Origin of the sequence: Kibdelosporangium aridum, assembly GCF_900176515.1 — a bacterium.
Classification (GTDB): Bacteria; Actinomycetota; Actinomycetes; order Mycobacteriales; family Pseudonocardiaceae; genus Kibdelosporangium; species Kibdelosporangium aridum.
In genome coordinates this window covers 440,984-458,869 of sequence record NZ_FWXV01000005.1, presented here as the reverse complement: position 1 = coordinate 458,869, position 17,886 = coordinate 440,984, and the positions used below count along the sequence as shown (strand labels likewise).

Genomic DNA, 17,886 nt, shown 5'->3' with positions numbered 1-17,886 from the left:
CGCACCCCCAAAGTCATGAACGCTTGTTCATGAACATACGTTCACGACGAGGGGTTGTCAACGCGGCTTCGATCGCATCCGCCGGAACCTCATTTCGAGCCATCACGCAGCTTGGCCTTCTGGACCTTCCCCGAACCAGTCCGCGGCAGGCCGCTGACCACCTCCAGGTGCGCAGGAATCTTGTACTTGGCCAGCTTGGAGAGGAGAAACTCCTGCAGCTCGGGGAGGGTGAGGCCGCAACCAGGACGGCACACCACGAAAGCCTTGCCGACCTCGCCCCACTTCGGGTCCGGCACCCCGATCACGGCCACCTCGGCCACCGACGGATGCCCGAAGATCACGCCTTCGACCTCCGCCGGATACACGTTCTCGCCGCCGGAGATGAACATGTCCTTCACCCGGTCGACGATGTACAGGTACCCCTCCTTGTCCACGGTTGCGAGATCCCCGGAACGGAACCAACCGTCCTCGAACGCCGCCTCTGTCGCCGCCGGGTTGTTCCAGTAGCCCGGTGTGACGTTCGGTCCCTTGATCAGTACCTCGCCCGGTTCGCCGACCGGCGCCTCGACCCGGACCGACGTGAAGAACACCGGCACACCCGCTGACCCGGCCTTGCGGACGCTCTGCCGCGCCTCCAGCATCGTCGCGCCCGGCGAGGTCTCGGTGAGCCCGTAGCCCTGCTGGAACACCAGCCCGCGTTCCTGGTACGTCAAGATCAGCGACACCGGGATCGGCGCACCGCCGGACATCAAGCAGCGCACGGATGACAGGTCCGCGTTCTGCCAGCGAGGTGACTGGACCATCGCGGCGAACATCGTCGTCACGCCGAACATCCATGTGATCCGATGACGTTCGATCAGGTCGTAGGCCATGTCGACGTCCCATGTCGGGGTGATCACCGAGCAGCCGCCTTTGATGAACGTCGGCAGCAAGAGCTGTCCGAGCGCGGCGACGTGGAACAGTGGCGCGGAGACCAGTCCGACCTCGTCACCCGCCACGTCGAACGACACCAGCGCGTTGTACGTGTTCCAGATCATGTTGGCGTGGCTCAACATCGCACCCTTGGGCCGCCCGGTTGTGCCCGAGGTGTAGAGGATCAACGCGATCTCGTCCTGCGCCACCGCGACATCGATCGGTTCGTCCGAACCCGATGCGAGCCAGGCTTCGTAGTCGTCCAACGAGATGATGTCGGGGCCTGTCACGTCCGCGGTGGACGGATCGCGGACCATGATCTCGATGCCCGCGTCGGCGATCATGTACTGCAGTTCCGGCGTGGCCAGGCGGAAGTTCAGCGGTACGAAGATCGCGCCGAGCATGTGGGTCGCGAACATGGTCTCCACGAAGGCCGGGTGGTTGGGCCCGAGATACGCGACCCTGTCGCCCTTCGCCACGCCGCTGGCCCGCAACCGCGAGGCCACCCGGGTCGTGCGGGTGAAGAAATCGTCGTACGTCGTCGACCTGTCCTGGTAGATGATCGCAGTGCGTTCCGGCGTCAGCATCGCCCGGCGCGCCGGCCAGCCACCCAAACCCTCGTTGGTCATTGGACTCTCCTATGCCGCGACTGGGATCAGGTCCTGCTTGTTCGTCTCCTTCAACGCGAGCACACATCCCGCGGCGAGCAGACAGAAAGCCGCGACCGTACAGGAAATCGCCAGGGTACCGCCGCCTGCCCGTTGCAGCTGCGCGAACAGCACCGGTGCGATACCGGCACCCAGTCCACCGATCTGGTACGCCAGCGAAGCACCTGTGTACCGGTTCTCGGTGCGGAACATCTCGGAGTACAGGGCGGCCAACGGCCCGTACATCATGGCGTGCAGAACGGCCTGGCCGACAAACAGAGACAGCAGCAACAGCGCGGCACTGCGGGCGTCGATCATCGGGAAGAGGAAGAACGACCAGACCGCCATGGCGACCGTGCCCACGAGCACGATCGGCCGCCTGCCGAACCGGTCGGACATGGCGGCGAACGCGAGGATCCCGAAGACCGCACCGGCCGAGCTGATCGTCAGCACGTTCAGGACAGCCTGCCGGGTGTGCCCGGCCTGAACGGCGTACGAGATCACGAAGGTGGTCAAAGTGGACTGTGCGACGAACGCGGCGAACCCGACGCCGATGCCCAGCAGCAACTTCTTCGGATGGCTGCGCAGCACCTGCACCACGGGCAACCTGCGCTGGGGAGGGGCTGTCATCGCTTTGAAAGCGGGCGTCTCCTCGACTTTGACCCGGACGAACAACCCGACCGCCAGCAGCAGAATGCTGAGCAGGAACGGGATCCGCCAGCCCCAGTCCAGGAACGCCTGCTCACCGACGGCAGCTGACGTCCCGGTCAGCACCGCGGTCGACAGGACCATCCCGCTCGGCGCGCCCGCGTTGGTGAACCCGGCCCACAGGCCTCGGCGGGACGTGGCGTGCTCGGCGGACATCAGCACCGATCCACCCCACTCGCCGCCGACCGCGATGCCCTGGACCAGCCGGAGCACCACCAGTCCGACCGGCGCCAGCCCGCCAACTTGGGCGTACGTCGGCAGGACACCGATCAGGAAGCTCGCGACACCCATCAACGTCATCGACAGCACGAGCATCCGCTTGCGCCCGAGCAGATCGCCGAAGTGCCCGAACAGGATCCCGCCGATCGGCCTGGCCAGGTACCCCGTCGCGAACGTGCCGAAGCTGGCGACGGTGGCCAGCAACGGATCCAGGTTGGCGAAGAAGACCTTGTTGAACACCACGGCCGACGCCGTGCCGTAGAGCAGGAAGTCGTAGTACTCGATCACGCTGCCTAAGTAGCTGGACGTGACCGCCCTTCGTAGTTGAGTCGACATGGCACGCCCCTTCAGGCGTAGTGGCGGGACAGCCAGCGGGCAACGCACGCGGGCTTGTCGGATCCGTCGATCTCGACGGTGAGGTCCTGCACCATCTGGACGCCGTTGTCGCGCACGTCGTCGACCGAGACGACGGTTCCGGCCAGCCGGATCTTGCTGCCGACCGGCACAGGAGCGGGGAACCGGACCCGGTCGAGCCCGTAGTTGATGCTCATCCCCACGCCTTCGATCACCAGCAGCTCCGAGGACAACGCGCTCAGCAAGGAGAGCGTCAGGTAGCCGTGCGCGATCGTCGTTTTGAACGGGCCGTCGGCCGCGCGCTGGGGGTCGATGTGGATCCACTGGTGGTCGTCGGTGGCGTCGGCGAACTTGTCGACGCGGTCCTGGGTGATCTCCCACCAGCCGGTGTGGCCGAGGTCCTGGCCTGCCAGCGCCTTGATCGCGGCCAGCCCTCGTGCGTGCGTGGTCATGTCTTCTCCAGGCCTAGTAGTCGGATCGCGTTGTGCTTCAGGATCTTCGGCCGCACTTCGGGTTTGATCTCCAGCTTGGCGAAGTCGGCCAGCCAGCGGTCCGGCGTGATCACCGGGTAGTCCGAGCCGAACAGCACCTTGTCCTGCAACAGCGAGTTGGCGTACCGGACCAGCTGCGGCGGGAAGTACTTCGGCGACCAGCCGGACAGGTCGATGTAGACGTACGGCTTGTGCGTGGCGACCGCCAATGCCTCGTCCTGCCAAGGGAAAGACGGGTGGGCGAGGATGATCCGCAACTCGGGGAAGTCCACGGCCACGTCGTCGACCAGCATCGGGTTGGAGTACTTCAGCCGGATCCCGCCACCGCCCGGCACGCCCGCGCCGATCCCGGTCTGTCCAGTGTGGAACAACGCGGGCACGCCGAGTTCCTCGATCACCTCGTACAGTGGGTAAGCCAGCGGATCGTTGGGCGCGAACCCCTGGATGCTCGGGTGGAACTTGAAGCCGCGGACCCCGTAGGACTCGACCAGCCGCCGAGCCTCATGAGCCCCTGCACGGCCTTTCCACGGATCGATACTCGCGAACGGAATGAGCACATCCGGGAACTCGGCGCACGACTCCGCGACTTCGAAGTTGGAGATCCGGGGATGGCCGGTCGCGTGTTCCGCGTCCACAGTGAACACCACGGCAGCCATATCCCGCGCGGCATAGTAGGAGGCCATCTCCGGGATGGTCGGCTGCCGGTGGTCGTGCGCCTTGAAGTAGTCCGCGGACGCGCTGAACAGGTGCGGGCTGAGCGACCCGTGCCCGTCCTTGGAGATCTCGGCGTGCGTGTGGACGTCAATGGCCACAAGGGAATCCAGGTTCATGACATCGGCATCCCGTAGGTTTCCAGTTGCCACGACACACCCGCGATGTCAGCCGCCGTCCATCCTCCGTCGCTGTACGCCGTCTGTTTCTCCGCCGGGTGTGACCAGAGTGTGAGCTTGTCACCGCCGATCCCGATCGCCTGGCCGGTGATCCCGGCCGACGCGTCGGACGCCAGGAACACGATCAGCGGGGCGACATCCTCGACCGTGCCAAGGCCTTCGTCTTTGCGCATCCAGTCCGGCAACGGCGTCCCGGTGCGTTCGGCTTCCTCGATGGCCGGGCCGAACGCCGGGATGGTCTTGGTCATCTCGGTGGCGGCGACCGGGACGACCGCGTTCACCATGACCTGCGCCTTGGCCAGTTCCATCGCCCACGTCCGGGCCATCGCGACGATCCCGGCCTTGGCCGCCGCGTAGTTGGTCTGCCCGAAGTTGCCGCGTTGGCCCGCTGGTGAGGAGATCAGAATCAGCCGGCCACCGGTCCCCTGCTCCCGCATCCGTACCGCCGCGGCTCGGGCGCACGTGAACGTGCCGCGCAGGTGGACATCGATGACCGCGTCGAAGTCCTCGTCGGTCATCTTCCAGAGCACCCGGTCGCGCAGGATGCCCGCGTTGGTGACCATCACGTCGAGACGGCCGAACTGCGTCACGGCCTTGTCCACCAACTCATTCGCGACTTCCGCGGTACCGACCGGGGCCACGACCTCGGCCGCACGGCCACCGGATTCGACGATCGCCTTGACGACACGAGTGGCGGCGTCCGCGTCCACGTCGTTCACCACCACCGCGGCCCCTGCGGCCGCGAGGGCTTCGGCGTAGGCACGGCCGAGACCGCGTCCCGCTCCCGTGACGACGGCGACTTTGCCTGTCAGGTCCATGCCAGGCAAAGTACGTCAATTTGATGACGAGCGTCAATATTGTGCCCAACATTCGTGCCGTCTACTCTGGCCGATGTGGAGGACCAGGTACGACCGCAGCCGCTCATGCTCAGCTTTCTGGGCATCTACTTGCTGGGGCGCCACACGGCGGTGTACTCGGGCAGCATCATCGACGTGTTCGACCGCGTCGGGGTGTCCGAGGAGGCGGTCCGCTCGACGCTGACCCGGATGGCAGGCCGCGGTCTGCTGGAACGCCACCGCGACGGCCGTCGCGTCTACTTCGGACTCACCCAGCGGGCCACCGACGTGCTGTCGGATGGCGAGCGGCGGATATGGCAGACCGGCGCGGTGAACCGGGACTGGGACGGCAACTGGACGCTGGTCGCGTTCTCCATGCCCGAAGGCCGCCGCGCCGACCGGCACGACCTGCGCTCGCAGCTGATCTGGGCCGGCTTCGGCATGCTGCAGAACGGCCTGTGGATCGCGCCGGGCATCAAGGACGCCGCCGCGATCGTCGAGCACCTCGACCTCGCCGGGAACGTCACGGTCTTCACCGCGCAGCACGCCAAGCCGACCGAATCGGCCGATCTGGTGCACAAGGCCTTCGACACCGACGCGATCGCCGCCCGTTACCAGGACTTCCTGGCCCGCTGGGACACCAAGGACCCGTTGCCCGCAGCCCGCGACGACCTGGCACGCCAGCTGATGCTGCACACGGACTGGCTCAACCTCGTCCGCCAGGACCCGCATCTACCCGCTGAGCACCTCTCCCATGACTGGCCCGCGATCCGCGCGGAGGAGACGTTCACCGCGCTGGCGGAGCACTACGAGGAGCCCGCTCTGCGGATCGCGCGGGAAGTCATCGACGAGATTCCCGTGCCAAGATGACAAGTGCCCTTTCTCCTGAAACCGACATTGCCCGCGGGTTCGCTGAGCGCACACACGCAACCCATCCTTGAGATCGATGACCGTTTGACGCTCCGCCCCTGGCGGGAAGACGACGCCCCGGTAGCCCGCGCGGCGTTCAGTTGCCCGGAGATCCAGCACTGGCACACCCGCCGGATCGACTCGGACGCCGAAGCCCTCGAATGGGTCGCCCGATGGGACACGGGATGGCGCGACGAGACCGAGGCCAACTGGGCGATCGCCAGGGACGACCAAGCGATCGGTCAGGTCGGCTTGCGCGGCATCGACCTGATGTCGGCCGTGGCCGAGGTGGCGTACTGGCTGCTCCCCGAGGCGCGCGGCGCCGGGGTGACGGCACCGGCGGTGCGGGTGGCCGCGAAGTGGTGCTTCGACACGGTCGGTTTTCACAGGTTGTTCTTGAAGCATTCGCAGGCGAACATGGCTTCGTGCCGCGTCGCCACCCGAGCCGGATTCGCCCCCGAAGGCACCCTTCGCGGGGCGATGTTGCATATGGACGGCTTTCACGACGGGCATCTGCACGCTCGGCTGCGAACGGACGAAGGGAACGATGATGGGTCTGCTTGACCAGCTCCGGGACGCGATCTCGACCGGCGGTGTCGAGGTGATCGACTTGACCGCGCCGCTGACGTCCAGCACGCCGATCCTGCAGCTGCCCGAGCCGTTCGCCAACACGATCCCGTTCCAGCTCGAGGAGATCAGCCGGTACGACGAGAAAGGCCCGGCCTGGTACTGGAACAACATCCATACCGGCGAGCACACGGGCACCCACCTCGACGTCCCGGTGCACTGGGTGTCGGGCAAAGACGGCCACGACGTGTCCCAGGTCCCGATCAAGACCCTGGTCGCGCCCGCGGTCGTGATCGACGTGTCCGGGCCGGTCGCCGGCGACGACGATTTCCTGCTGGAGATCGACGACGTCAAGCGCTGGGAGGCCGAGCACGGCGCTCTGCCCGACGGCGGCTGGCTGCTCGTGCGCAGTGGGTGGTCCACGCGCTCGGACGATGCGGCGAGCTTTCTCAACGAGGCGCACAGCCCCGGCATGTCCGCGGAGTGCGCGAAATGGCTTGCTGAAGAGACACCATTAACAGGTGTCGGTGTCGAGACGGTCGGCACAGACGCCGGAGCTGCGCACAGCTTCGATCCGCCTTTCCCTTGTCACAACTTCATGTTGGGCGCGGGCAAGCACGGCCTGACGCAGTTGCGCAACCTGGAGTCGCTACCGCCGACGGGCACGATGCTCGTGGTGTCGCCGTTGCCGATCGTCGGCGGATCAGGCAGTCCCGCGCGGGTGCTGGCGTTGGTGGAGCGATGAACGTCGCCGCAATCGTCGGCCAGACGCTGGCGGAACTCGGTGTGGCGCAGGCATTCGGGGTGGTCGGCAGCGGAAACTTCGAAGTGACGAACGCACTGCGCGCGCACGGTGTCCCATTCGTCGCAACTCGGCACGAAGCGGGCGCGGCGACCATGGCCGACGCGTACGGCCGCATGAGCGGACGAGTCGCCGTGGTGTCCGTCCACCAAGGCTGCGGCCTGACCAACGCGATGACCGGAATCGCCGAAGCGGCCAAGAGCCGCACGCCGATGATCGTGCTGACCGCGGACACCCCGAGTTCGGCGATCCTGGCCAACTTCCGGATCGACCAGGACGCCGCCGTGACAGCCCTTGGCGCGACGTCGGAACGTGTGTACTCGGCGCAAACGGCGGTCGCCGACACGGTCCGCGCCTACCGCATCGCCGTCCACGAACGCCGGACGGTCGTGCTCAACCTGCCATTGGACGTCCAGGCCGCTTCTGCCGTCCCGGCCACAGTGCAGCCGGTCGAGCCGTTGTTGCCGATACGGCCCAACCGCAAAGCGGTCGAGGATCTGGCCGCGATGATCGACCAAGCGCGACGCCCGGTGTTCATCGCGGGGCGTGGCGCTCGTGGCGCGGCCAAGGAAATTCGCGCCCTCGCCGCGAAGACGGGTGCGCTGCTGGCCACTTCGGCCGTGGCGCACGGGCTTTTCCACGACGATCCGTGGTCGTTGGGGATCTCCGGCGGGTTCTCCTCCGCCCTGACCGCCGACTTGATCTCACAGGCCGACCTCGTCGTCGGGTGGGGCTGCGCGTTGACCAAGTGGACCACGCGCCGGGGCACGCTGCTCACCGGCAAGGTCGCGCACGTGGACATCGGCGGGCAGGCGCACCAGCCCGTGGATCTCGCGGTGCGGGGCGACGCCGGGCAGACCGCACAGGACGTGGCCGAGCTGGTCACGGTCCGAGACGGATACCGCACCGACGACATCCAAGCCCGGATCGCCGCCGGTCCCCGCTGGCCAGTGCCGGACCTGTCCACCGACACCCACATCGATCCACGGGAGTTGACCGCACGGCTGGACGAACTGCTGCCCGGCGAGCGGATCGTGGCGGTGGACTCCGGGAACTTCATGGGTTATCCCAGCGCGTACCTGTCCGTACCCGACGAGTTCGGCTTCTGTTTCACCCAGTCGTTCCAGTCGATCGGGCTCGGCCTGTTCACCGCGATCGGCGCGGCACTGGCGCGACCGGACCGGCTGCCGGTGGCGGCGGTCGGCGACGGCGGATTGCTGATGAGCATCGCGGAGCTTGAGACGGTCGTACGGCTGAAATTGCCGATGGTGATCGTGGTCTACAACGACTCGGCGTACGGCGCCGAGATCCACCACTTCGGACAGGACGCCGATTTGTCCACTGTGCGCTTTCCGGATGCCGGAATAGGCCAGATAGCACGGGGTTTCGGCTGTTCGGCTATAGCTGTCCACAATGTAAAGGACCTCGACGGCGTCACCGACTGGCTCAACGGCCCTCGCGACCGGCCGTTACTGCTCGACGCCAGGATCGCCTCGGACGGCGGGTCCTGGTGGCTGGCCGAGGCGTTCAGCTGAGCTGCCTAGTGGCAAGAAGTTGACAGCTGACGGCAAGTTGGCACTACTAAAATTGTGGGTATGGAGTTCGGCGGCAGGCACGTCCTGATCACCGGCGGCGGTAGCGGTATCGGAGCCGCGCTGGCCGAACGGTTCGCCAAAGAATGCCCACGCGGGATCACCGTCGTGGACATCGATTTCGCAAGTGCGCAGGAGACCGCGTTCCGAGTGGACGGCCTGGCGATCGAGGCCGACGTCAGCAGGGAGTCGGAGATCCTCCGGCTGATCGCCGAGGCGGAACAGCGGTTCGGCGAGATCGACGTGTACTTCTCCAACGCGGGCATCCCGCGGCCGATCGGCGGCCTGGAAGTCACCGACGAAGGCTGGCAGCAGCAGTGGAACGTGCACGTCATGTCGCACATCTGGGCGATGCGCGCCCTGCTGCCCGCGATGATCAAGCGCGGTGAGGGCTACCTGGTCAACACGGCGTCCGGTGCCGGTCTGATCATGACGCCCGGCGCCGCGCCGTACACGGTGACCAAACACGCCGCGCTGGCGCTCGCGGAGTCGTACGCCGTGATGTACAGCCACACCGGGGTTCGCTTCTCATGCCTGTGCCCTGGCCTGGTCGAGACGCCGCTGATGCTCGCTGTGGACGACGACCCCGTCGGGCGTGCGGTCCGGATGGGTCTGGACAACCACGCGATGGCACCTGTGGACGTCGCCGACGTCGCGGTGCGTGGGCTGATCGAGGAGCGGTTCCTGATCCAGACCCACCCCGACGACATCATCCCGGCCGCCCGGCTGCGTGCCGTGGAGGCCGAGGTCTACCTGGAGGCCATGCAGGACCTGTGGAACGCCGCTCAACAGAGCTGACCCGGCAGCGTTCGGTTCTGCCCCTAGTGCATGGTCAACTTTGCCGTTCTGGCGTCTTGGTCACTGGTCGAGCAGTATTCGGGAGCAATGCTTGAAACGACCCATGCTCAGCGTAGTGCCCGGCCCTGCAGCCCGGTTCCGCGACGAGCTCGACGAGCACGGCCACCGACTGGTAGTGCGCAACGGCTATCACCAGCCGCAGCAGGTGACAACCACAGCCCGGCCAGGTGGAGGTGCGGATGCCGCGAGTCAACGACAAGCGTGTCAACCCCGAGACGGGCGAGCGGCAGCGGTTCTCTTCGGCGATCCTGCCGCCCTGGGCGCGCAAGCCCCCGAAGATCACCGACGTGCTGCCGCTGCTGTACCTGCACGGCCTGTCGTCCGGCGATTTCGTGCCGGCGCTGGGTCAGTTCCTCGGCTCAGCCAAGGGCTTGTCAAGCTCGGTGGGGGACGAAGCTGACCGAGCACTGGCAGGCCGAGCAACACGCGTTCGCTACCCGCAATCTGTCTGATGTGGACTTCGTGTATCTGTGGGCGGACGGCATTCACGTCAACATCCGTCTCGAGGAACACAAACTGTGTCTGCTGGTGATGATCGGTGTGCGCGCCGATGGCCGCAAGGAACTCGTCGCGCAGGCCGACGGCTACCGAGAATCGGTCGAGTCGTGGGCTGATCTTCTACGCGACTGCAAGAGCCGCGGCATGCGCGCCCCGGTCCTGGCCGTCGGTGACGGCGCGCTCGGGTTCTGGGGCGCGCTGCGTAAGGTCTTCCCCGACACGCGCGAACAGCGGTGCTGGTTCCACAAGACCGGCAACGTGCTCGCCGCGCTGCCCAAGTCCGCCCACCCCGGCGCGAAGAAGCACCTGGCCGAGATCTGGAACGCCGAGGACCGCCGCCACGCCGTGGACGCGGTGAAGGCCTTCGATGCGGCCTACGGCGCGAAGTTCCCCAAAGCGGTCGCCAAGATCACCGGCGATATTGCCGAACTGCTGGCGTTCTACAACTATCCCGCCGAGCACTGGCAGCACATGCGCACGACCAACCCGACCGAGTCCACCTTCGCCACCGTCCGACACCGCAGCAAGCTCACCAAGGGCCCCGGCTCCCGCGCCGCTGGCCTCGCAATGGCCTTCAAACTGATCGAGTCCGCCCAAACCCGCTGGCGCGCCGTCAACGCACCCCACCTGGTCGCCTTGGTCCGCGCCGGAGCCCACTTCGATCGGGGCATCCTGGTCGAACGCCCGACAGCAGGTGCGGCATGACAAACGCCGAAGCCCGTCAAGCCCACGGCGCCCCAGCCGATCTGGAACTGGCGCACAGGCTGGCAGACCACGCTGACGCCATCGCCTCACGCCATTTCGCGACCGGCGGCATCGCCTGGCAGACCAAAAGCGACGGCAGCCCGGTCACCGCCGTCGACCGCGAGATCGAACACGCCGTTCGCGCCCTGATCAACCAGACACACGCCAATGACACCTTCCTCGGCGAGGAATTCGGCGCCCAGGGCCACGGCCACCGCCGATGGATAGTCGATGCCATCGACGGCACCACCAGCTTCCTCGCCGGCGAACCAGAGTGGGGCACCTTGATCGCCCTGGCGGAGGGCGATGCCGTCTCGCTCGGCGTGGTCACCGCTCCGGCCTGCCAGACCCGATGGTGGGCCACACGCGGCTCGGGAGCCTGGAGCACCAGCCTGCCGATGGACCACACCGCGGCGCCAACCCGGCTCGCCGTTACCACGGCCACCGACCTCCACGACGCCGCAATCGGCATCTGGCCGCCGCCTGCCCGACTCAACACACGCGACCGACAACGCGCCGCGAACCTGGCAAAGCAAGCCCGAACCACGCTCCCGGCGCTGGACTGGCACAGCACACCCCCACCAACAACCACAATCCGCAAACCATCAACCGGATCCGGAACATGCCACGGCGCCCTACTCGTGGCCACCGGCAAACTCGATGCCTTCCTGCTACAAGGAGCAGGACTCTGGGACATCGCCGCACTCGTCCCGATCGTGGAGGAAGCCGGCGGCATCTACAGCGACCTGTCCGACGACCGACACGGCGACACCAGAACCGCCCTGTTCTCAACCCCCGCCCTCCACCACCAAATCCTGGACATCACCGCACGCACAACCTGAACCGCGCAGCGAACACAATCAACAGGTCTTGACAATTACTCCAGTATTCGCTTGCGTAGCAAGTCGTGTGCGTCGCAGAAGAACCGGCGGACCCGTAATCGCAGCGCCACAGGCTGCCCAGCCACACACGCCGATCATGATCGCAAAGCCCTCCGCCAGACGCCCCGCACCCCGCACCCCGCAAGTTGATCACGCATCCAGGGACAGAACCGCATGGTTGACAGGACTGGCATCATTCATTAGGAAAGTTTGTTAACTATCGCGGTCGCCGCCAATGCCCGCGCGCCGGGCATCGCCGCGTCAGCGAAAGGCGACATTCCATGGGATTCCGGAAGTCCCTGGTCCTCATGGCGATCACGGCGACCGTCGCGACCGCCTTCCCTGCAACCGCCGCCGCCGCACCGCCCGCCCCGACCAACGTCCGAGCCTTCAGCATCACCGGCACCTCGGCAACGCTGGAATGGAACACCTCATCCGGCGCGTCCGAATACGAAGTCAGATGGACCGGCTCGTCGAAGGTCGTCGGCGCGACCATCCCGAACGCGGTGATCTCGGGCCTGAGCCCGTCGACCTCGTACACGTTCCGCGTACGCGCCAAGGGCTCCAGCGGAACCTCGCCCGACTCGGCGCCGTTCACCCTGACCACCAAGAGCGACCCGGGCGGCGGCAACGGCCCGGTCCACTGGGGCGGCGCACGCTCGTCCAGCTACGGCATCAGCCCCTTCCCCAGCGCCTGCGGCTGGGAGAAGGCCACAAAGCAGATGAGCGGCTACTTCCCCGGATCGACGCCCGCGAACGTCTGGATCGTCGGCAACATCTCCAACAACGGTGTCGCGCTGCAGTTCCCGCACCCGGGCGACGGCCGTAACTACGGCTCCCGGATCAAGTTCGCGAGCAGTGACAAACACGAGCCGTTCCTCGACTACTTCGACACCCACGGCATCAAGGTGTGGCTGCAGGTCGAGTCCGGGTTCGCCGACATGCCAACGCTGATCGACCTGGTGCTCAAGCGTTACAAGCACCACCCGAGCGTCCTCGGGTTCGGCGTGGACGTCGAGTGGTTCAACCCACGTGGGGCGGACCTGAACGACCCGGTGACTGATTCGCTCGCGCAGCAGTGGGAATCACGGGTGAAGAGCCACAAGTCGTCGTACACGCTGTTCCTCAAGCACTTCAGCCCGGCGTCGCTGCCGAAGACCTACCGCGGCCAGATCGTGTTCGTCGACGACACGCAGTACTTCACCAACGTCACCGACTACGTGGCCGAGATGAAGGGCTGGGCGGATCTGTACTACCCGAACCCTGTGCTCTACCAGATCGGATACGCCTCAGATAGGGGTTGGTGGAGCAAGGAAGCCAAGCCGATCCCGCAGACGCTGAGCCGCAAGCTCAGCGGCGTGACGCGTCAGGCCCATGGGTTCGCCTGGGTCGACTTCACGTTGCGGGATGTGCTGTCCACATCCTGCTGAGAGTTCGTGAGTGTTTGCGTGGGTGCCGGCCCCGCAAACACTCACGATGGTTTCAGGCGGACCCTGAACGTCATCCGGACGCCTGGTTGCGGGTGCGACCACAAGTGACACGACATGATCCACGCCAGACACTCCTTGCATACAGCTGGCCGATCACCGAAATCGTCCGAGTCGACACCGACAAGAAATCCGTCGGTGTCCTGGCCGCATAGTGGACAATCACCGGAAGTCTTGGGGCAGTCACCATACGGTGGCTTGGCGCTGGACACGTCAACCGCCGGCACCGGCCGGGTGAGCACGACCCTGGTGGTCAGCCGCCCCAAGTCGAAGATGAACCGCATCCAGTACAGCAGCTGAACGCTGAAACACGGCACGCATAACAGCTTTTCGCGCGGCACCGGCCTTCGTAATCGGCGCGTTCCCGGTGCCAGTGGCGGATTTCGCAATGTCTCCGACGGCACCGCACCGCTGGGTGGCGTTGTCACTTCTGAGAACACCACTGCGGCGTCGCGTTCATGGCACGCGACGCAGTCCTTGCGAGCATTCGGGTAGGACAACACCCACCACAATCTAAGTAGGTCGCCGGGGAGGTCTCCCCGGGCGACTGCCTACTGCATCTTGGCGGCGATCGCAGTCAGCACAGCGCTACTGATCGCACACGCTTGCGTGTTCGGGAAGGCACCATTGGTGACCGAGACGCCCCAGTAGCCTTTGGCGGTCTTCACCACGCCCAGACATTCCGGGTTGCCAAGGGAATCGGTGCCCGACAGCTCCAAGCCCGGCTTACCGCCGTAGTCCTTGGCCACGGATCCCTGGCGCTTGGCTGGATCCGCGCTCATCCCGGACGCGTCATCGCCCCACACAACCAATGCGAGCATGACCTTCGTCGTCTGGGTGGCGGGTTTGTCCTTCTCGACAGTCACGTCCGCACCGCCTGCCTCGAAGCGGCACGCGGCCTTGAACACGCTGTCCTTCTCCGGTGGGCGCCGGGTTGGCTTGGTGTTCTTGGGGTTACGGGCTTCCGGCGGGAACGCGTCCCATCCGATCACCGTGCACGGGTCCGCGGGCGCGCCGACTTCCTGCCACGACGGCGGCGGGTTGAGGTCGCCGAGTTTGACCGCGCCCTGCGCGGGCTGGCCCGCGGGCGGGACCTTCACTTCGAGGATCCGGCCGACGACCGTCTCCGCCGCTTTGTTCGCCGCCTCGCAGGAACTCGCGGTCACCTCGATCACCTGCGTGCGCTCCATGTCCGAGCCCTTGGCCTCGTCGACCTTCACCAGGGTGTCCGGGCTGTACTGGACGCTGATCACACACCGCGAGCCGCTCTGGAACACCGACGCCGGTTTTCCTTTGACCTGCGCCGGTTTGAAGCTCGTCGGGTTGTTCGGGATCTGCTGGACCGGGTCAGCGGCGAACTCCAGCGAGATGTCGATCTCCGGCGTCGGCGCTGTCTTGTCCTTGGTCGGGGCCGCTTTGGGAGCCACCGTGCAGCGGTGCGGCGCGCCGAGCTTCGCGCGGCCTTCGGTGCCGTTCAGCAGGGTCTTCGCCGCGATGCACGGGTCGATCGTGCCCAACGGCAACGCGGGTGTGCTCTTGTGCTCCGAACGCTTCGGCGGCGTCTTCCACTTGGCGATCGTGTCGGTCAGGTACTGCTTGGCCACGTCGCACGCGGGCGTCGGCGGTTGATCGCGGTTCGAGCCGTTCCACTGGACCCGCAACGACACACCGTGCGACTTGTTGATCGGGTTGGTGTACTGGCACGAACCACCGCGCGGCGCGTACTTCTGGAACTGCATGTCGCCGATGGTCTCGGGCTGTTCGGTGCCGGCCGCGTCGCCGAGGGTGATCTTGAACGACCAGGTCTGGGCCAGCTCGCTCTTGCCCGCGTTCACCGTGCACTCGCCGAGCGAGTCGCCCGGCGCGATCGAGTCGAGCTGCGGGTCGATCTTCTTGACCGCCTCGAGGTCGAACATCGCGCACGGGTCGATCTGCCGCAGGTTCGCGAAGATCGGGATGGCCTCTTTTTCGTACTCCGCCACCGGGTAGTCAGGTGTGTACGGAGCATCGGCTCCTGCCGCGGGCGGCGCGCCAGGAGCCGAGGGATCGCCGAACAGGTACGCGAACTTGGTGCCGTCCCCGCCGCACGCGGTGAGCAGCAAGATCCCAGCGCATAGCAGAACCGTGAGTCGTCCCCCGCTGGACACTGTCTCGTCCCCTCCACATCGGACTCTGGGCCTGCCGGTGCCCAATCGTGAAGCCCGGCTCCCCAGTCCGCAACTCGATGTCACGGTAGCAGTGGTCCGATGCCTCCCATGGCCAAACGGCGAAAACGCTCGTACGCCTCGTCGGCGGTGAGCGGCGCCTTCGTGCCGAGCCACCAGCCGATGACCCCGGTCATGCCGCGGATGACGAACGTGACGACCAGATCGAGCTCGTCCTCGGGCAGGTGCGGCCGCAGGTACTCGGTCAGCAGCTTGGTCATCTCGCGGCGGACCACCAGCATCGCCGGTTCATGCCGCATGACCGTGGCGGTGAACAGCTCCCGGTTGTCGCCCGCGTGCCGGAACACCGCACGCAGCGGGCTGAGCACGTCGCCCGGTTGCTGTGTCCCGGCCATCTCGGCTTTGACGTTCTCGAAGCCGGTCAGCAGCAGGTCGTCCTTGCCGTGGAAGTGGGTGTAGAACGTCGACCTGCCGACGTCGGCGCGATCGAGGATGTCCTGCACGGTGACCCGGTCGTATCCCCGCTCGACGATCAACTCGACCAAGGCGCGGCGCAGCGCGTCACGGGTCTTGTGCACCCGCCGATCAGTCATCCACTCCTCGTTTCCGAACAATCCGCCGCGATCCGTGCGGTACCGGACGGCGCCGTAAAATTGTCTCTGGCCTGGAGCTACCTGCCTGTCCAAGTATCGGACACATGTCCATTAACGAACTCGAAGTACCAGGACTCGGCACCACGTGGCTGGTCACCGGCCTTGAGGAAGGCCGAGCGGTGCTGGCAGATCCGCGGCTGTCTCGTGACGAACGCAAGGCACCGGACGCGTTGCGTGCCTTCGCACATAACCACCGCGCCGACATGTCGATGGGACGGCATCTGCTGGACGAAGACCCGCCCGACCACACCCGGCTGCGCGGTCTGATCAAGAAGGCCTTCACACCACGGCGTGTGGAGAACCTCCGGCCACGCGCGCAAGAGATCACCGACGCGTTGCTGGACGGCCTGTCCGGCGAGGTGGATCTGATTGACGCACTGGCGTTCCCGCTCCCGATGACGATCATGTGCGAGTTGCTCGGGCTGCCCGAGGCGGACCGCGCCGACTTCCGGATCTGGGGCGCGGAGCTGGCGATGGGCATGGATCCGACCGCGGATCGGGCCACTGTGGAACACGGCGGCAAGGCGCTGCGGGCGTACTTCGAGAACCTGGTCGCGCACATCGACGTGGACGACCGTCCTTCCGACGAACAGCCGGACCTGACCCGCGCGTTGATCAGGGCGGGCCGGATGAGCCACGACGAGCTGGTCAGCATGCTGATGTTGCTGCTGCTGGCCGGGCACTCGACAACGGTCAACCTGATCAGCAACGGAATGCTGGCGCTGATGACCAACCCGGCGCAGTTCGCGTTGCTGCGCGAGCGCCCGGACTTGCTGCCGCAGGCGGTCGAGGAACTCGTCCGGCACGACGGGCCGCTTCAGGTCTCCTTACCGCGCCACACCCTTGAGGACGTGGAAATCAGCGGCGTCACGATTCCCGCGGGCAGCATGGTGAGCGTCGTCGTATCGGCGGCCAACCGGGACGCGTCACGGTTCGACGATCCCGACCGTCTGGACATCACGCGGGCCGACAACCAGCACTTGGGTTTCGGCCACGGTGTGCACTTCTGTGTCGGCGCGGCGCTGGCACGGATGGAGGCACAGGTGGCGATCGGCAGCCTGGTCTCCCGGTTCCCCAATATCAGGCTCGCAGTGACGGACCTGCGTTGGGAGGTCAACCCGATGCTCCGCGCCCTGGTGTCCTTGCCGGTGCGACTCGGCTAGTTGCGAAAAACCACCCACCGCATCGCGGCGTACATGTAGACGGCTTCACAAGCCCCGGCGGCCAGTCTCGCGATCCGGTAGTCGACGCCCAGTGCGGCCAGACCGCTGCCCACGCCGAGGATCCACGCGAGGTAGTTGACGATCACCACGACGACGTAGATGCCGAACTGCGGGCCGACTGGTGCGTGCGACCGGAAGTTGAACGCCCGGTTGAGGAAGTAGCTCAACGCGAACGCGCACGCGTAAGCGATCGTGATGCTCAGCCAGAGCACGACATCGAGCACGCCGTGCAGAATGCTGAGCAGGACGAGGTCCACGCCGAACGTGAAGCTGTTGATGACGGCGAAGCCCAGCAGGCTGGGCGGCACGATCCGGTTGAGCCCGAACGGGAGGCGGGCGGCGATCGCGGCCATGACGTTGTTGAATTTGCGGCCCCGCTCGGCCGCAGTGGTCTGCACGCGCGCAGCCTGGCAAGGGAAGGTGGCGAACAGGCGACTCTGGATCAACGTG

Annotated in this window: 16 protein-coding genes and 1 pseudogene; 9 read left to right on the top strand and 8 right to left on the bottom strand. The window is 66.2% G+C overall.

What is annotated here, in order from left to right:
- Nucleotides 1-89 precede the first annotated feature (89 nt).
- From B9C43_RS29435 to B9C43_RS29415, 5 genes are read right to left on the bottom strand one after another with little or no spacing between them, the layout of a single operon-like run.
- Nucleotides 90-1,541 (bottom strand): acyl-CoA synthetase, encoded by a 1,452-nt coding sequence (locus B9C43_RS29435; RefSeq protein ID WP_084430185.1) that lies wholly within the window; start codon nucleotides 1,539-1,541, stop codon nucleotides 90-92.
- A gap of 9 nt (nucleotides 1,542-1,550) precedes the next feature.
- The gene (locus B9C43_RS29430) at nucleotides 1,551-2,822 is read right to left on the bottom strand and encodes an MFS transporter (protein ID WP_084430184.1); all 1,272 of its coding nucleotides are present in this window, start codon (nucleotides 2,820-2,822) and stop codon (nucleotides 1,551-1,553) included.
- A gap of 11 nt (nucleotides 2,823-2,833) precedes the next feature.
- Nucleotides 2,834-3,292, bottom strand: coding sequence for a MaoC family dehydratase (locus tag B9C43_RS29425; RefSeq protein WP_033382908.1), 459 nt, complete (start codon nucleotides 3,290-3,292; stop codon nucleotides 2,834-2,836).
- On the bottom strand, nucleotides 3,289-4,161 hold the full coding sequence (locus B9C43_RS29420; protein WP_084430183.1) for an amidohydrolase family protein: 873 nt from the start codon (nucleotides 4,159-4,161) through the stop codon (nucleotides 3,289-3,291). Before B9C43_RS29420 ends, B9C43_RS29425 begins: the two co-directional genes overlap by 4 nt.
- Nucleotides 4,158-5,039, bottom strand: a complete 882-nt coding sequence (locus B9C43_RS29415; RefSeq protein ID WP_033382905.1) for an SDR family oxidoreductase — start codon at nucleotides 5,037-5,039, stop codon at nucleotides 4,158-4,160. Before B9C43_RS29415 ends, B9C43_RS29420 begins: the two co-directional genes overlap by 4 nt.
- A 75-nt stretch (nucleotides 5,040-5,114) precedes the next feature.
- Between B9C43_RS29415 and B9C43_RS29410 the strand changes: the two genes are divergently transcribed.
- The 8 genes and pseudogenes from B9C43_RS29410 to B9C43_RS29375 all read left to right on the top strand — a co-directional run bounded on the left by B9C43_RS29410 (nucleotide 5,115) and on the right by B9C43_RS29375 (nucleotide 13,338).
- On the top strand, nucleotides 5,115-5,927 hold the full coding sequence (locus tag B9C43_RS29410) for a PaaX family transcriptional regulator (protein ID WP_235038899.1): 813 nt from the start codon (nucleotides 5,115-5,117) through the stop codon (nucleotides 5,925-5,927).
- 3 nt (nucleotides 5,928-5,930) lie between these two features.
- Nucleotides 5,931-6,530: a GNAT family N-acetyltransferase gene (locus B9C43_RS29405; protein WP_033382903.1), complete on the top strand. Its 600-nt coding sequence runs from the start codon at nucleotides 5,931-5,933 to the stop codon at nucleotides 6,528-6,530.
- Nucleotides 6,517-7,278, top strand: a complete 762-nt coding sequence (locus B9C43_RS29400; RefSeq protein ID WP_033382902.1) for a cyclase family protein — start codon at nucleotides 6,517-6,519, stop codon at nucleotides 7,276-7,278. Before B9C43_RS29405 ends, B9C43_RS29400 begins: the two co-directional genes overlap by 14 nt.
- The gene (locus B9C43_RS29395; RefSeq protein ID WP_084430181.1) at nucleotides 7,275-8,870 is read left to right on the top strand and encodes a thiamine pyrophosphate-binding protein; all 1,596 of its coding nucleotides are present in this window, start codon (nucleotides 7,275-7,277) and stop codon (nucleotides 8,868-8,870) included. The genes B9C43_RS29400 and B9C43_RS29395 overlap by 4 nt, the downstream gene beginning before the upstream one ends.
- A 60-nt stretch (nucleotides 8,871-8,930) precedes the next feature.
- Nucleotides 8,931-9,725, top strand: a complete 795-nt coding sequence (locus tag B9C43_RS29390) for an SDR family oxidoreductase (RefSeq protein WP_033382896.1) — start codon at nucleotides 8,931-8,933, stop codon at nucleotides 9,723-9,725.
- Nucleotides 9,726-9,861: 136 nt separating this feature from the next.
- Nucleotides 9,862-10,988 (top strand): annotated as a pseudogene (locus tag B9C43_RS29385) (IS256 family transposase); the annotation flags it as partial.
- Nucleotides 10,985-11,869, top strand: coding sequence for an inositol monophosphatase family protein (locus B9C43_RS29380; RefSeq protein WP_084430180.1), 885 nt, complete (start codon nucleotides 10,985-10,987; stop codon nucleotides 11,867-11,869). The pseudogene B9C43_RS29385 and the gene B9C43_RS29380, both read left to right, overlap by 4 nt.
- Before the next feature lie 320 nt (nucleotides 11,870-12,189).
- The gene (locus tag B9C43_RS29375) at nucleotides 12,190-13,338 is read left to right on the top strand and encodes a fibronectin type III domain-containing protein (protein WP_084430179.1); all 1,149 of its coding nucleotides are present in this window, start codon (nucleotides 12,190-12,192) and stop codon (nucleotides 13,336-13,338) included.
- Nucleotides 13,339-13,946: 608 nt separating this feature from the next.
- Here the strand turns inward: B9C43_RS29375 and B9C43_RS29365 are convergent.
- Together B9C43_RS29365 and B9C43_RS29360 are read right to left on the bottom strand one after the other, a co-directional pair.
- Complete coding sequence (locus B9C43_RS29365; protein ID WP_084430177.1) at nucleotides 13,947-15,497, bottom strand: hypothetical protein; 1,551 nt, start codon at nucleotides 15,495-15,497, stop codon at nucleotides 13,947-13,949.
- Nucleotides 15,498-15,622: 125 nt separating this feature from the next.
- A complete protein-coding gene (locus tag B9C43_RS29360) occupies nucleotides 15,623-16,153 on the bottom strand; it encodes a TetR/AcrR family transcriptional regulator (protein WP_084430176.1) in 531 nt (176 codons plus the stop codon).
- 104 nt (nucleotides 16,154-16,257) lie between these two features.
- On the opposite strand from B9C43_RS29360, the gene B9C43_RS29355 reads away from it, so the two are divergent.
- Entirely contained in the window at nucleotides 16,258-17,376 is a 1,119-nt protein-coding gene (locus B9C43_RS29355) for a cytochrome P450 family protein (protein ID WP_084430175.1), read from the top strand.
- Here the strand turns inward: B9C43_RS29355 and B9C43_RS29350 are convergent.
- The gene (locus tag B9C43_RS29350; protein ID WP_235038898.1) at nucleotides 17,373-17,834 is read right to left on the bottom strand and encodes a GtrA family protein; all 462 of its coding nucleotides are present in this window, start codon (nucleotides 17,832-17,834) and stop codon (nucleotides 17,373-17,375) included. The genes B9C43_RS29355 and B9C43_RS29350 overlap by 4 nt on opposite strands.
- Nucleotides 17,835-17,886: the final 52 nt, after the last annotated feature.

Bases quoted from the DNA above. Each gene is read 5' to 3' on its own strand.
- B9C43_RS29435 (WP_084430185.1), bottom strand. From the start codon at position 1,541: ATGACCAACGAGGGTTTGGGTGGCTGGCCGGCGCGCCGGGCGATGCTG.
- B9C43_RS29430 (WP_084430184.1), bottom strand. From the start codon at position 2,822: ATGTCGACTCAACTACGAAGGGCGGTCACGTCCAGCTACTTAGGCAGC.
- B9C43_RS29425 (WP_033382908.1), bottom strand. From the start codon at position 3,292: ATGACCACGCACGCACGAGGGCTGGCCGCGATCAAGGCGCTGGCAGGC.
- B9C43_RS29420 (WP_084430183.1), bottom strand. From the start codon at position 4,161: ATGAACCTGGATTCCCTTGTGGCCATTGACGTCCACACGCACGCCGAG.
- B9C43_RS29415 (WP_033382905.1), bottom strand. From the start codon at position 5,039: ATGGACCTGACAGGCAAAGTCGCCGTCGTCACGGGAGCGGGACGCGGT.
- B9C43_RS29400 (WP_033382902.1), top strand. From the start codon at position 6,517: ATGGGTCTGCTTGACCAGCTCCGGGACGCGATCTCGACCGGCGGTGTC.
- B9C43_RS29395 (WP_084430181.1), top strand. From the start codon at position 7,275: ATGAACGTCGCCGCAATCGTCGGCCAGACGCTGGCGGAACTCGGTGTG.
- B9C43_RS29390 (WP_033382896.1), top strand. From the start codon at position 8,931: ATGGAGTTCGGCGGCAGGCACGTCCTGATCACCGGCGGCGGTAGCGGT.
- B9C43_RS29380 (WP_084430180.1), top strand. From the start codon at position 10,985: ATGACAAACGCCGAAGCCCGTCAAGCCCACGGCGCCCCAGCCGATCTG.
- B9C43_RS29375 (WP_084430179.1), top strand. From the start codon at position 12,190: ATGGGATTCCGGAAGTCCCTGGTCCTCATGGCGATCACGGCGACCGTC.
- B9C43_RS29360 (WP_084430176.1), bottom strand. From the start codon at position 16,153: ATGACTGATCGGCGGGTGCACAAGACCCGTGACGCGCTGCGCCGCGCC.
- B9C43_RS29355 (WP_084430175.1), top strand. From the start codon at position 16,258: ATGTCCATTAACGAACTCGAAGTACCAGGACTCGGCACCACGTGGCTG.